This is a genomic window from Arthrobacter sp. NicSoilC5 (genome assembly GCF_019977395.1).
In the GTDB taxonomy this organism is placed as follows: Bacteria; Actinomycetota; Actinomycetes; order Actinomycetales; family Micrococcaceae; genus Arthrobacter.
On sequence record NZ_AP024660.1, the window covers coordinates 2,251,187 to 2,264,908 of the forward strand.

Consider the following 13,722-nt stretch of genomic DNA (forward strand, 5'->3'; position numbering starts at 1 on the left):
ACCTGCGGGTCAGATGGAACGGGCAGCCGGATCCACCTCGGCCGGGCGCGCCGCTGCATGCGGGACCCGGTTCTGCAGCCGGGTGGACAGCGCCGCCACCACGGCAAAAGCAAAAGCGCCGAGCGCGATCAGGACCGACATCACGGCGACCGTGCCGTAGCCGGCAGCCCTCGGATCAAGGAATGGGTACGGGTACCAGTCCACGATGGGGCCCCGGACCAGGCTGTAGGCAAGGTAGAGGACCGGAAACGAAAGCCACACCAGGGAGGTCCGGACCGGGATCCGGGTCCGGGGCAGGTCCACCAGCCAGTCGATGACCATAACGGTGGGGATGGTGTAGTGCAGCACTACATTGATCCACGGGATGGGTGTGTTCACGTCCACGTCACTGAGCAGCAGGCTGTACGTGATCCCAGTAATGGTCATGTAGACGGTGGCGGCGCCGCGGAGCAGCTCGAGCCACCGCGGGCTGCTGCCTTTCCACGCGTACCAGCCCGCGGTCGCCAGGGTCACGAAGGCGATGATGTTGGACTCGATGGTGAAGTAGCTGAAGTAGTTTCCGGCTTTGGCCCCGGGCACGTTCTGGACCAGGTGCAGGAACTGGAACAGCACCGCCACGAAGCCCAGCAGTGCGAACCAGAAGCGGAAAAGGGCCAGTCCCCTGTTTGCGGTCATGGCCTGATCCTAGGGCCTTCTTTATGGCCGGCCCCGCAGCACTGCCCGGGGTGGCTACCCGCGTCCGATGAAGGGCATGCCCGCGGCGGTGACCACTAGCGAGCCCACGCTGGCCGAGGCGGGCATGTTGGCCATCATCAGCACCGCGCGCGCCGCGTCCGCCACCGGGAACATGGGTTCCACCTTGCGGCTGCCGTCCGCCTGCAGCGCCCCGGAGCCGACGCCGATGGTGTCCATGATCTCGGTGGCCGTGTTGCCGATGTCGATCTGCCCGCAGGTGATGCCGTAGCCGCGGCCGTCCAGTTCAATGCTCTTGGTCAGGCCGGTCATGGCGTGCTTGGTGACTGTGTAGGCCACAGTCCTGGGGCGCGGCGAATGCGCGGAGATGGAGCCGTTATTGATGATCCGCCCGCCCTGCGGCTCCTGCCCCTTCATGGCCCGGACGGCTGCGGCGGCACACAGCATGGATCCCGTGAGGTTCACGGCCAGCGTTGCGTTCCAGTCCGCCAGGCTGATTTCGTCCACACCGGCCGCCGGGCCAAAGACGCCGGCGTTGTTGAACAGCACGTCCACCCGTCCCCACTGTTGCCTGGCCGCCTCGAAAAGCCGTTCGACGTCGTCGGGCCGGGTGACGTCGCACGGCACCACCAGCGCGTCCGGGCTGCCATCCGCGGTTTCCTTCAGCTGCGCCTCCCGGCGGCCGGCAAGTGCCACGCGGTAGCCGTCGGCCAGCATCTGCCGGGCAACCTCCCTGCCGATGCCGGATCCGGCCCCGGTGACGACGGCTACTCTTCGGACCTGCTGGGGGGTGCTCACGGTGTTCTCCTGGCTCAGAGCTGTGCCGGCACGGCCGGCGTGTTCAGTGGCCAGCCTATGACGGTCTTGGGCCTTGGGGCAGCGAAGGTCCGCACCTTGGAGGTGGACAGGCGCATCCTGACCAGTGATTCAGCGATGGTCACCGCGGCGGCCACACCGTCCACCACGGGAACGCCGGCCCGCTGCCTGATCTGTTCGTCCAACCCGGCCATGCCGCCGCAGCCCAGGACAATGACCTCGGCCTTGTCCTGGGTGACCGCCAGCATGGCCTGGTTGATGATGGCTTCCACGGCGCGGTCCGGCTCCTCCTCAAGCTCCAGCACGGCCATGCCGCTGGCCCGGACTGAGGCGCACCTGGCGTCCAGCCCGGCCAGCTTCAGCCGGTCCTCAATGAGGGGAACCGTGCGGTCCAAGGTGGTGACCACGGAGTATTTGTGGCCCAGGAACATGGCCGTGCTGGCGGCGGCCTCCGTGATGTCCACCACCGGCACGTCCAGGAGCTCCTGCAGCCCTTCGCGGCCGTGTTCGCCATAGCCGGCCTGGATAACGGCGTCGAACGGTTCCGGGTAGGACGTGACGGCATCCATGACAGCGATGGCAGCCAGGTAGCTTTCGAAGTTTCCTTCGCAGGAGTCCGCGCCAAACCTCGGGGTGATGCCGACGATTTCCGTCCCGGCTGCGGCCACGCTCCGTGCAGAGGCCGCAATCGAGTCGGTCATCGACGAGGTGGTGTTGACGTTTGCGACGAGTATGCGCATGGGGTGGTTCCTTAGTGGGGTGGGCTCAGTGGGTGCTGGCGACGGCGATGGCCTCGCCGTCGTGGTCCACGAGTCTTTGGTTGCGGTCGGCGATGAAGAAGTAGAGCGTTGCGGCGATACCGGCGGCAAAGAACCAGGCGAACGGCGCCGCGGCGGCCAGCCCCGGAACGAAGGCGATGAGGAGGGCCAGGACGGCAGCGGGAACCATGGCGATAATCGCCCTGGGGTTGACGCCCTTCTTGTAGAAGTACGCCCCGTCCGGGGACGCCGTATAGAGTTCCGGCACGTTGACCATGCCACGCCGGATCAGCCAGTAGTCAGCCATGACGACGCCGAACAGCGGGCCGAGCAGCGCACCGAGGCCGCCAAGGAAGTACACAATGACCAGTGGGTTGTTGTAGAGGTTCCAGGGCAGGATGAGAAGGCCGATCGTGGCCGAGACCATCGCCGCCTTGCGGAAGTTGAGCCGCTTGGGGAACAGGTTGGTCAGCGCATAGACGGGGGCCACGAAGTTGGCCATCAGGTTCACTGCGATGGTCAGGATCAGCAGGGCAAGGCAGGCCAGGACCAGGAACAGCGTGTTGGGGATGGTCTGGACGATGTCCGACGGGCTCTTGATGATGGTGCCGTTGATCTTGAACTGGCCGCCGGCCATCACCACCACAATGGCTCCGAAGAGCAGCATGTTGATGGGGATGCCCCAAAAATTGCCGCGCACTACAGCCTTCTTGGATACCGCGGAGCGGGTGAAGTCGCAGAAGTTCAGGACGAAGGTGCCGTAGATGGAGACCCACAGGGCGCCGCCGGCGAAAATAGTGAGCCACATTTCCGGCCCTTCCAAGGCCTTGTCCGAGGACCAGGCAATGCTTCCTCCTGCTTCCACGAAGATCCAGACGGCCATCGCGGCCATGGTGGCAAGGATGACGGGGCCGGCGAAGGCCTCGTACTTGCGGATCATTTCCATCCCGAAGCTGACGATCACCAACTGGACCACCCAGAGGGTCACGAATGCCATCCAGCCCAGCGTGGACAGGCCCAGGATGGAGTCTTTGTCCACGTCTGCCAACGCAGGAAACATGGCTACGAGCATCACGCGGAACACCACGGAAGCGAGGTACGTCTGGATGCCGAACCAGGCCACAGCCACGGCACCGCGGAGGAGGCTGGCAATCTGCGCTCCCCTGATACCAAAGCTGATGCGGCTCATGACCGGAAAGGGAACACCGGTTTTGACGCCCATGAATCCGGAAAGCGTCAGGAGTCCGAACAGCAGCGCCGCGCCAATGCCGAGCGCCATGAGGATCTGCCACCCACCCAGGCCCAAGGCAAACAGTCCAATGGCAAAGGCGTAGTTGCCCAGGCTGTGCACGTCATTCGCCCAAAGGGTGAAGATGCTGTAGCTGGTCCAGCTGCGGCCGGCGCGCTTGGTTGGGGCAAGATCGGAGTTGTACAGGGAAGGGCTGATGGCCGTGCCCGAGGCGGCGCTGGCTGATTCGCAGAGGGCTTCAACGCTGCCGGCGGGATGTGCTGCAGGAGCTGACGGCACTGTCACGCCCTGCTCAGCATCAACGCCCGCCGTGGGAGGGGTTTGCATAGGGGTCTCAATTCTTTGGAGTATTCCGTGTGGTGAGGCCGACCTGCGTCGTTTCTGTTATTCCACATTGCGGAAACGAGATATTGAATAGTGAAATAAGAGTATGACCCGGGTCACTGCGGGTCAAGTGCCGCAGGGTGCCCAGCCCGGTCACAATGCGTTCCTTCGGGGCCGCGTGCGGCAATCCCCGCGCTGGTGGCACCCATCACGTTGACCGGCCGACAGGCTGGCAGTAATCTCATCTAGCAATAATATTTTCTCGCAATACGAAAATATTGCCTAATGCATTCAATGACGAAAAGAGGCTGCCGTGGCTGCAGGAGAAGATACCTCCCATATCCTCAGCGGGTTGACTAACCAGCTGCCTGATCGTGATCCGGAAGAGACTGCCGAGTGGGTTGAGTCCCTGGACGCGTTGATCAGGGAACAGGGCACCGAGCGTGCCCAATACATCATGCGGAGCCTGCTGCAGCGCGCCGGCGCGCAGAGCGTGGGTATGCCGATGGTGACCACCACCGACTACGTGAACACGATCCCGGTGGACCAGGAAGCTGCGTTCCCGGGCAACGAGGAGTTCGAGCGCCGCTACCGGGCGTACATGCGGTGGAACGCCGCGGTCATGGTGCACCGGGCGCAGCGGCCCGATATCGGAGTCGGCGGACACATCTCCACCTACGCCGGGGCCGCGACCCTGTACGAGGTCGGCTTCAACCACTTCTTCCGCGGCAAGGACCACCCCGGCGGCGGGGACCAGGTCTTCTTCCAGGGCCACGCCTCCCCCGGCATGTACGCCCGGGCATTCATGGAAGGACGCCTGTCCGAGGAAGACCTGGACGGGTTCCGGCAGGAAAAGTCCCGCGAGGGCCACGCCCTGTCCTCCTACCCGCACCCGCGCCTGATGCCGCAGTTCTGGGAATTCCCCACCGTGTCCATGGGCATCGGGCCGATGAACGCGATCTACCAGGCCCAGAACAACCGCTACCTGCACAACCGGGGCCTGAAAGACACCTCGGACCAGCAGGTCTGGGCGTTCCTGGGCGATGGTGAAATGGACGAGCCCGAGTCCCGGGGCCTGCTGCAGCTGGCAGCGAACGAGAACCTGGACAACCTGAACTTCGTGATCAACTGCAACCTCCAGCGCCTGGACGGCCCGGTGCGCGGCAACGGCAAGATCATGCAGGAACTCGAAGCGTTCTTCCGCGGCGCGGGCTGGAACGTGATCAAGGTCGTCTGGGGACGGGAGTGGGATGACCTGCTCACCCGCGACACCGACGGGTCCCTGGTAAAGATCATGAACGAAACCGTCGACGGCGACTACCAGACCTACAAGGCAGAGTCCGGCGGGTTCGTCCGCGAACACTTCTTCGGCAAGACCCCGCAGACCAAGGACCTCGTCGCGGACCTCACCGATGACCAGATCTGGAACCTCAAACGCGGCGGCCACGACTACCGCAAGGTCTACGCCGCATACAAGGCCGCCACCGAATTCAAGGGCAAACCCACCGTCATCCTCGCCCACACCGTCAAGGGCTACGGCCTGGGCCCGCACTTCGAGGGCCGCAACGCGACCCACCAGATGAAGAAGCTCACCCTCGATGACCTGAAGAAGTTCCGCGACCACCTGCGGATCCCGGTCACCGACGAGCAGCTGGAGAAGGACTCCTACCGGCCGCCGTACTACCACCCCGGTAACGACGCCCCGGAAATCAAGTACATGATGGAGCGCCGGGCGGCCCTGGGCGGATCCGTCCCGGAGCGCCGCGACACCCACGCCGAGATCGTGCTGCCGGAGGCCAAGTCCTACGAGGTGGCCAAGCGCGGTTCGGGCAAGCAGCAGGCTGCGACCACCATGGCGTTCGTCAGGCTCCTGAAGGACCTGATGCGGGATAAGAACTTCGGCAAGCACATCGCCCCGATCATCCCGGACGAAGCCCGCACGTTCGGCATGGACGCGTTCTTCCCGACGGCGAAGATCTACAACCCCAAGGGGCAGAACTACCTGTCGGTGGACCGGGACCTCGTCCTGGCCTACAAGGAATCCCCCGCAGGGCAGCTGATCCACCCCGGCATCAACGAAGCCGGCGCCGTGGCAGCCTTCACCGCCGCCGGAACCTCTTACGCCACCCACGGCGTACCCCTGGTCCCGGTCTACGTGTTCTACTCCATGTTCGGCTTCCAGCGCACCGGCGACGCCTTCTGGGCCGCCGGAGACCAGATGACCCGCGGCTTCATCATCGGCGCCACCGCAGGACGGACCACCCTCACCGGCGAAGGCCTCCAGCACGCCGACGGACACTCCCCCCTGCTGGCCTCAACCAACCCCGCCGTCCTCACCTACGACCCCGCCTACGGCTACGAAATCGGACACATCATGCGCTCCGGCCTGGAACGGATGTACGGGGAAGAGTCCGAGGGACACAACTGCGACAAGAACTTCATGTACTACCTCACGGTGTACAACGAACCCATCATCCAGCCCGCAGAACCGGAGAACCTCGACGTCGAAGGCGTCATCAAGGGCATCTACCTGCTCGCCCCGGCCAAGATCGACGGTCCCCGCACCCAGATCCTAGCCTCCGGCGTCTCCGTGCCCTGGGCCATCGAAGCCCAGCGCGTGCTTGCCGATGACTGGAACGTCTCCGCCGACGTCTGGTCCGTGACCTCCTGGAACGAACTGCGCCGCGACGGCCTCGCCGCCGAAGAGGAAGCCTTCCTCAACCCCGGCCAACCCGCCCGCGTCCCGTTCGTCACCCAGCAACTCGAAGGCGCCACCGGCCCCATCGTCGCCGTCTCCGACTACATGAAAGCCGTCCCCGACCAGATCCGGCAATTCGTCCCCAACGAATACGCCACCCTCGGCGCCGACGGCTTCGGCTTCTCCGACACCCGCGCAGCAGCCCGCCGCTTCTTCAAGAACGACACCCACTCCATCGTGGTGAAAGTCCTGCAGATGCTCGCGGCGAGGGGCGACGTGGAGGAGGGCGCGCCGTCGTACGCCATGGACCGCTACAAACTCCTGGACGTCAACGCCGGCACCACCGGTGGGGCGGGTGGCGACGCCTGAGCGTTGCTCCCGTAGGGTGCAGCTATGGGTGACGGAAGCAGGACCAGTTCAGCGGGAATGAGGACCACCGGGGTGGTGCTCGCCGCAGGGGCGGGCACCCGCCTGGGACTGGGCCCGAAGGCCCTGCTTCCGTACCGGGGACGCCCGTTGGTGGAGGCTATCGCCGGAACACTGCTCGACGGTGGCTGCCGGGAGGTGGTGGTGGTCCTCGGTGCAGGTGCGGCCCAGGTTGAGGCTGCCGCCAGGCTGGACGGCTGCCGCGTGCTGACCAACCCGGAATGGGAATCAGGAATGGGCAGTTCCTTCCTGCTCGGCAACCAGGCCTCGGACCCGGCAGACCATCTCTTGGTCGCGCTGGTGGACCAGCCGGGCCTGACACTGGAAACGGTGCACCGCCTGTTGTCCTGCCACCGCCCTGGGCGGATCACCGCGGCCGCGTACGGCCGTCGTGATTCCAACGACGGCGGTGCGGCGGGGCTCCGCCGCGGGCATCCCCTGGTCATCGACGCCTCCCTGCGCGACGCCGTGTGTGCAACGGTGACGGGTGACGCCGGGGCCCGTGGCTTCCTGCGGAGCCATCCGCATCTTGTGGATGAGGTTGACTGCAGCGACCAGGACACGGGCGAGGACGTGGACACACCGGACCAGCTTGGCCTGCTCCAGTAGCACCAGCACCCGGAGACCGTCAGGCGTGAGCCCGCAGGAACCGCTCAAGGGCATCCTCCCAGGGGGACGCGCCATGGCGAACGAGGTCGACGCTGCCCGGCCACTTTCCGTCCGGCCACTTCCGATCCGGCCAGCGTGGTGGTTCCCAGTCCTGGTGTTCGCTTTGGTAGTGGCGGCCGGTGGGTGAGGTCCAGCCGGGTGGTTCGTTCTTGGTGGCGGGGGTGGGTTTCCAGGCGGTGGTGTGGCGGAGTTTGTGGTGTTTCGGGCAGGGCTGTCCCAGGTTGCTGATTCCGGTGGTGCCGCCGTTGGCCCAGGCGAGGATGTGGTCGGCGTCGTTGTCCAGGGAGTTGTTGCTGCAGCCAGGGAACGGGCATTTGCCATCCCGCAGCCGCAGCCACGCCCGCATCGCGCCGGTGACCCGGTAGCTTGTCCGGCCGATCTCCAACGGTGCCCCGTCCCGAGGATCCACCAACACCCGGTAGAACGAGCCCGCACCGGAGGCGACGAGTGCCCTGGCCATTGACGGCGGGATGGGACCGTACCCGTCCAGCACCGCCGGTTCATCGGTCAGACCCAGCAGGGAGAACACCGGGACCGTGACCAGCACCTGCGCACGGATCGGTGATTCCGCGCGGTCCCGGGCGGCACCCGCGCCCTCGGTGAAGATACTGCTGCCGCGGGTTTCGGCGTCGTTCGTGGTGCCATTGGTGAGGATCGCCTCGGCGAAGGTGTCGGCCCGGAGTTGGGGCATGCTGCGGGGCTCGTCCGGTCCCTGCATGCCCCGGGCGGCCGCGGTGAGCCGGTTCCACCCGGCCAGGGCCTGGTCCGCGGGAAGGTACGCGGACAGCCAGGCCATCCCGTCCTGGTCCGGGCGGAACTCCACCCGCCGGTCCGCGACCCCTTTGGCGTGGCGTTTTTCGATGGACCCGGCCTGGTGGCGTTCCCGCCAGGTCCGGGCCTTGGCCTTGAACCGGTGCGCCGGCAACTGCCCCACCGGGCACCCCCGCGCCGGGTCCGGGGCGTCCGGGTCAAGGAAATGGGCTTCCAACGCCGCAGCCCCGGCAGGATCAAGGCACGCTGTCTCGTCCGCCATCACCACCGCGTGGCTCCAGGAAATCGCCCCGGCCTGCAACGCCTCCAGCGTCCGCGGCAACGTCGCCGTGACCGCGTGCGAGGTGACCAGGAACGACGACGCCGCCCGCGGACCCAGGGCCAGCACACACCCGATCTCCGCCGCGACCGCCATCTCCTGCGCCCGCACCGGAACATCCGGCCCCGCAACAGCAGCGGCGCTCTCCATATACCCAACGGCAGCCTTGGCCTTCACCGCAGCGATCCCGGCTTCAACCTCACGGGACCCGGCCAGAATCTCCAGGCAACCATCCGCCAAACCAGCCAGAGGGTCAGCCGCAGAAAAAGGCACCGCACGCGCCCCATCCGCCTCCGCATTCAGCACAGCAAGGGCAGCCTTGATCTCCTCAAAAGCCCTTACCACCGTTGCCTTCCCCATAAACCCATCATGACAAAGGGGTACGACATTCAAGACCGGACGCGGAGAATCAGCTCAGGCCGGCATCCCACGCTCCAGCAATTGCTCCAGCCCCAGTTTGAAACCGGACCTGCCACCGTGGGCGGGATGCCGGATCTTCGGTACGTCCAGGCCGCTGCGTTGCAGGCTGTGCTGGGCCACGTTGCCTACGGCCACGATGGTACTGATGCCGAACAGTTCCGCGAGCTCCTGCCAGAAAGGCGTGCCGAGCTTGGTCTCGGAGGGCCGGGGCGTGCGGTTGGACAAGGGATTTCCCGGTTGGTGCGGGTGCCAGGGAAAGGCACTCCACAGCAGTGGAAGGAACCCCACTTCTTCCAGGACCTGCCAGAGCACGGTGGCGGTGGGCTCCGCGGCAACTCCCGCAGCTTCGGGCGGCAGCACGTAGCCCTTGCCAGGGCCGAAAAGCCCAAAGCTGTTGGCGGCCCCTCCGAGGATGACCCTGTTGGTGAAGGGCACCCCGGTGATCCGCATGCCCCTGAAGCCGGGCGCCTCCCCCACCAGCAGTACCTTGGGCCGGCGTTCCAGCATCTCCTGCAGGTAGAGCTCCAGGTTGTGCCGGCGGAGCGCATTCTCCGGAACTGCGTGGTTGAAGAAATTGTTGGCCGCAGCACCCGTGTCGACCACTGCAAGCTGCTCAACGAATGCCGCGATGCCGGAAGCAGGCTCCACTCCCGCCACCTTGGACGCTGTAGTTACCAGCGCGGGTGGATGGCCTCGCGGAAGTAGTGGTCGTAGATCCAGCGGACGCCGTCGTCGGACTCTTTGCCGATGCTGACGCCAGCCGCGGCCGCGTTGGCACGGGCCTGTTCCACGTTGCGGGCGCCCGGAATCACGGTGCTGACCCCGTCCTGCGCAGCAATCCAGGCGATGGCGGCCTGGGCGGTGGTGGCGCCCTCCGGCACCAGCTGCTCGAACTCCTTCACAGCTTTCAGGCCCAGCTCGTAGTCCACGCCGGAGAAGGTTTCCCCGACGTCGAAGGCCTCGCCCTTGCGGTTGTAGTTCCGGTGGTCGTTCTCCGCGAACGTGGTGTCCTTGGAGTATTTGCCGGACAGCAGGCCCGATGCCAGCGGAACACGGGCAATGATGCCCACGCCTGCGGCTTTGGCGGCCGGCAGGACGTCGTCCAGGGGCTTGAGCCGGAAGGCGTTCAGGATGATCTGGACGGAAGCGGTTCCCTCGTGGCGGATCGCTTCCAGGGCCTCGTCCGTGCGTTCCACGGAGACGCCGTAGTTGCGGATGGCGCCCTCGGACACCAGGGTGTCCAGTGCGTCGTAGACCTCGTTGTTGCTGTAGACGGGAGTGGGCGGGCAGTGCAGCTGGACCAGGTCCAGCGTGTCCGTCCCCAGGTTCTTCCTGGAACGGTCCACCCACTGGCGGAAGTTGGCCAGGGTGTAGTTTTCGGGCTGTTGTTCCATCCGGCGGCCCATCTTGGTGGCCACGGTAATGCCGAGGCCCGGGTTCTCCTTCAGGAACTTCCCGATGGCCTGCTCGCTGCGTCCATCACCGTAGACGTCGGCGGTGTCAAAGAAGGTGACTCCCGCTTCCATGGAAGCCGCGAGGATCGCCTGTGCCTGCGCCGGGTCCACGTTGCCCCAGTCCGCGCCGAGCTGCCAGGTGCCGAGCCCCACAATGGACACATTCCGTCCGGTCTTGCCTAAAATCCGCTGTTCCATCCCCCGACTATATGCAACGATGCAAGCCGGGGTCAGATCCGCCCCGCCCGGGGCAGACCCCGGGAGCCGCATGTGGCCCCCGGCGTGGTCCTATGCAGGAACCTGTTCCAGCCCGGGCACCAGTCCCGCTTCCTTGAGCCCCAGGTAGATCCGGTCACGAGCGATCGGCAGGGATGTGAACCGCACTCCCGTCGCGTTCCGGATGGCGTTGGCAAGCGCCGGAGCCACCGGATTAAACGGGCTTTCGCTCATGGATTTCGCCCCCAGCGGACCCATCTTGTCGTTCGTGTCGGCGAAGTACACCTCGCTGCGCGGCACGTCCGCAAACGTAGGGATGTGGTACTGCCGCAGGATGTCCGTGGTGACCTTTCCGGCGTCGTCCACCACCACTTCCTCATACAGCGTGGCACCCAGGGCCTGGGCGATCCCGCCCTCGATCTGTCCGCGGCACTGGCGCGGGTTGACCACCACCCCGGCGTCCGCTGCCTGCACGCTTTGCAGGATCTTCAGTTCGCCGGTGCCGCGGTTTACCGCCACCCGGAAGCCGTGCACGTTAAAGGCGACCGAGCGCGGTGTACCGCCCCAGCGCCCCTCCGCGGCCAGTTCGACGCCGGCATCCGCGGCGGCCCGCGCCAGTTCAGCCAGTGCCACGGGAGTTCCGTCGACCACCACGGCGTCACCGTCGAGGACACAAGCGGACGCCTGGGTCTGCCGGATCCCGGCGGCAAAGGCGCGGATCCGGACAGCCAGCTCTTCCGCGGCTGCCAGGGTCGCCTTGCCGGCCACCACGGTGCCGGCGGAGCCGAACGCACCCGTATCGTGCTCCACCAGGTCGGTGTCCGACTGCCGCACCGCCACCCTGGAGGCCTCCGTGGACAAGGCTGTAGCCGCCAGCTGGGCGTGCACGGTGGTGGTGCCGTTGCCGAACTCGGCGGTCCCGACGTCGGCCTGGTACGTCCCGTCCGGCAGCAGCCGGAGCCGGGAATGGGCAAAGTGGCCGCGCGGGGGCACGGTGTCGATCATGGACAGGGCGGCCCCTTCACCCACCATCCAGTCGGGTCCAAGGTCATCCAGGCCTGCGTCCCGGTACCTGGCCTTGCCGCGGTCCAGGGCATCCCGGACGAGGTCCAGGCACTGGTCCAGTCCGTAGCTGCCGTAGTGGACGTCTTCCTCCGGGTCCGGCTGGGTGGACAGCATGTGGTCGCCCTCGCGGACCATGTTGCGCCGGCGGAACTCCAGAGGGTCCATGCCGATTCCGGCGGCGAGCTCGTCCATGGCGGACTCGATGGCGAAGATCATCTGGCTCAGCCCGTACCCGCGGAACGCACCGGACGGCACGGTGTTGGTGTAGACCGAATGCGCATCCACTTTCTTGTTGGCGCAGTTGTACACAGCCAGGGATTCGCCGCAGCCGTGGAACATGACGCCGGGGCCGTGGTTGCCGTAGGCGCCGGTGTTGGTCACGACGTCCAATTCGAGCGCGGTCACCCGCCCTTCCCTGCTGGCCCCGGCCTTCAGCTTGATGGTGAACGGGTGCCGGGTGGTGGTGGCGGTGAACTGCTCGGTGCGGGTCAGTTCCAGCTGGACCGGCCGCTGCAGCTTCAGGGCCGCGAGCGCCACGAGGTCCTCGGTAAGGACCTCCTGCTTGCCGCCAAATCCGCCGCCGACGCGGCCCGCCACCACATGCACTTTGTCTTCCGGCAAACCGAATACCCGGCACAGGGTGCGGCGGACCAGGAACGGGACCTGGCTGGATGTGCGGACCTGGAGCCGCCCTTCGGCGTCCACCGAAGCGATGGCCGCGTGGGTTTCCAGTGCCACGTGCTGCACCCGCTGGGTCTGGTAGGTCTGTTCGTGGATAAAATCGGCGGCGGCGAAGCCGTCAGCCACGCTCCCCAGCTCCGAGTGCAGTTCCGCCACCACGTTGCCGTCCGGCCGCGAGATGCGGGAGCGGGCGGCATCCTTGTCCCCGTGGACCAACGGCGCGCCGGGACGCAGGGCCTCCTGCGGCGAGAAGACGGCGGGCAGTTCCTGGTATTCCACCTGGAGCGCCCGCACCCCGGCCTCCGCGGCGCCCACCGACTCGGCGACGACGGCGGCCACCCGCTGGCCAATGAAGCGCACCACGTCGTCCAACACCCGCGTATCGTCCGGGTCGTCGGTGAAGAGCTCGTGCTGGGCGGTGGAGAACAGCTGCTCCGGCGCATCCTCGTGGGTGAAGACCGCCACCACCCCCGGAATCTTCAAGGCTGCTTCCGTATCAATGGACACCACCCGGGCGTGTGTGTGCGGCGAGCGCAGGATCTTCAGGTGCAGCAGTGCCCGCTGCTGGTCACCCGGGAGATCCAGGGTGTAACGGGCGGTCCCGGTGACCACCGCCCGGCTGGCAGGCGCGGGAACGTCGTCGCCCAAACGGCCCGGCTCCGGGTCAGGCTGCCCCTCCCCTGCGATACCGGATCCCGGTCCCTGGGGATCGGGGTGGCCGGCGTTCCCGCAGACCGCGTCGGCGATGGCGCGGTAGCCGGTGCAGCGGCAGAGGTTGCCCTTCAGGTTGCGGGGCAGGTTCTCCTTTTGGTCGTCGTCGAACGTGGCGGCCGTCATCACCATGCCCGCCGTGCAGAAGCCGCATTGGAAGCCTTGGCGTTCCATGAACTGCTGCTGCACCGGGTGCAGCTCCCCCTCGGGACCACCGGCGGCGGCGGCCAGCCCCTCGATCGTGGTGACCGCATGGCCCTCCGCGCGTACTGCCGGGTAGATGCAGCTGTGGACCGGCGTCCCGTCCACGTGCACGGTGCAGGCACCGCAGTCTCCGCCGTCGCACCCCTTCTTCACGCCGGTGTTGCCCTGCTCGCGCAGGAACGTCCGCAGGCATTGCCCCGGGCGCGGGTCCGCGCCGGCGGGGGTTCCGTTAATCTCGATGGCCATGC

General features: G+C 66.5%; 10 protein-coding genes. 2 read left to right on the forward strand and 8 right to left on the reverse strand.

Annotated elements, in window-relative coordinates; translation table 11 throughout:
• Positions 1-9: 9 nt before the first annotated feature.
• Genes LDO22_RS10555 through LDO22_RS10570 form a run of 4 tightly spaced genes read right to left on the reverse strand, consistent with a single transcriptional unit; the run spans position 10 to position 3,843 of the window.
• Positions 10-675, reverse strand: coding sequence for a Pr6Pr family membrane protein (locus LDO22_RS10555; protein WP_159630670.1), 666 nt, complete (start codon positions 673-675; stop codon positions 10-12).
• A gap of 54 nt (positions 676-729) precedes the next feature.
• Positions 730-1,491 carry an SDR family oxidoreductase gene (locus LDO22_RS10560; RefSeq protein WP_224027042.1) on the reverse strand — a complete coding sequence of 254 codons (762 nt, stop codon included), beginning with the start codon at positions 1,489-1,491 and terminating at the stop codon, positions 730-732.
• 14 nt (positions 1,492-1,505) lie between these two features.
• Positions 1,506-2,249 carry an aspartate/glutamate racemase family protein gene (locus LDO22_RS10565; protein WP_224027043.1) on the reverse strand — a complete coding sequence of 248 codons (744 nt, stop codon included), beginning with the start codon at positions 2,247-2,249 and terminating at the stop codon, positions 1,506-1,508.
• Between the two features lie 25 nt (positions 2,250-2,274).
• Positions 2,275-3,843, reverse strand: a complete 1,569-nt coding sequence (locus LDO22_RS10570) for an NCS1 family nucleobase:cation symporter-1 (RefSeq protein WP_224027044.1) — start codon at positions 3,841-3,843, stop codon at positions 2,275-2,277.
• Between the two features lie 310 nt (positions 3,844-4,153).
• Here LDO22_RS10570 and aceE point away from each other — a divergent pair, with 310 nt between their 5' ends.
• Positions 4,154-6,907, forward strand: a complete 2,754-nt coding sequence (aceE, locus tag LDO22_RS10575) for a pyruvate dehydrogenase (acetyl-transferring), homodimeric type (protein ID WP_224027045.1) — start codon at positions 4,154-4,156, stop codon at positions 6,905-6,907.
• Positions 6,908-6,964: 57 nt separating this feature from the next.
• Positions 6,965-7,573, forward strand: coding sequence for a nicotine blue oxidoreductase (gene nboR, locus LDO22_RS10580; protein WP_224027046.1), 609 nt, complete (start codon positions 6,965-6,967; stop codon positions 7,571-7,573).
• Positions 7,574-7,592: 19 nt separating this feature from the next.
• Here the strand turns inward: nboR and LDO22_RS10585 are convergent, their stop codons facing one another.
• From LDO22_RS10585 to LDO22_RS10600, 4 genes are all read right to left on the reverse strand, one after another.
• Positions 7,593-9,083, reverse strand: coding sequence for an HNH endonuclease signature motif containing protein (locus tag LDO22_RS10585; RefSeq protein WP_224027047.1), 1,491 nt, complete (start codon positions 9,081-9,083; stop codon positions 7,593-7,595).
• Positions 9,084-9,137: 54 nt separating this feature from the next.
• A complete protein-coding gene (locus LDO22_RS10590) occupies positions 9,138-9,791 on the reverse strand; it encodes a uracil-DNA glycosylase (RefSeq protein WP_224027048.1) in 654 nt (217 codons plus the stop codon).
• 23 nt (positions 9,792-9,814) lie between these two features.
• Positions 9,815-10,795: an aldo/keto reductase gene (locus LDO22_RS10595; RefSeq protein WP_224027049.1), complete on the reverse strand. Its 981-nt coding sequence runs from the start codon at positions 10,793-10,795 to the stop codon at positions 9,815-9,817.
• A 90-nt stretch (positions 10,796-10,885) separates the two neighbouring features.
• On the reverse strand, positions 10,886-13,720 hold the full coding sequence (locus tag LDO22_RS10600; RefSeq protein ID WP_224027050.1) for a molybdopterin cofactor-binding domain-containing protein: 2,835 nt from the start codon (positions 13,718-13,720) through the stop codon (positions 10,886-10,888).
• Positions 13,721-13,722 lie beyond the last annotated feature (2 nt).

Coding starts and splice junctions, on each gene's coding strand:
- LDO22_RS10555 (WP_159630670.1), bottom strand. CDS start 675: ATGACCGCAAACAGGGGACTGGCCCTTTTCCGCTTCTGGTTCGCACTG.
- LDO22_RS10565 (WP_224027043.1), bottom strand. CDS start 2,249: ATGCGCATACTCGTCGCAAACGTCAACACCACCTCGTCGATGACCGAC.
- LDO22_RS10570 (WP_224027044.1), bottom strand. CDS start 3,843: ATGCAAACCCCTCCCACGGCGGGCGTTGATGCTGAGCAGGGCGTGACA.
- nboR (WP_224027046.1), top strand. CDS start 6,965: ATGAGGACCACCGGGGTGGTGCTCGCCGCAGGGGCGGGCACCCGCCTG.
- LDO22_RS10585 (WP_224027047.1), bottom strand. CDS start 9,083: ATGGGGAAGGCAACGGTGGTAAGGGCTTTTGAGGAGATCAAGGCTGCC.
- LDO22_RS10595 (WP_224027049.1), bottom strand. CDS start 10,795: ATGGAACAGCGGATTTTAGGCAAGACCGGACGGAATGTGTCCATTGTG.
- LDO22_RS10600 (WP_224027050.1), bottom strand. CDS start 13,720: ATGGCCATCGAGATTAACGGAACCCCCGCCGGCGCGGACCCGCGCCCG.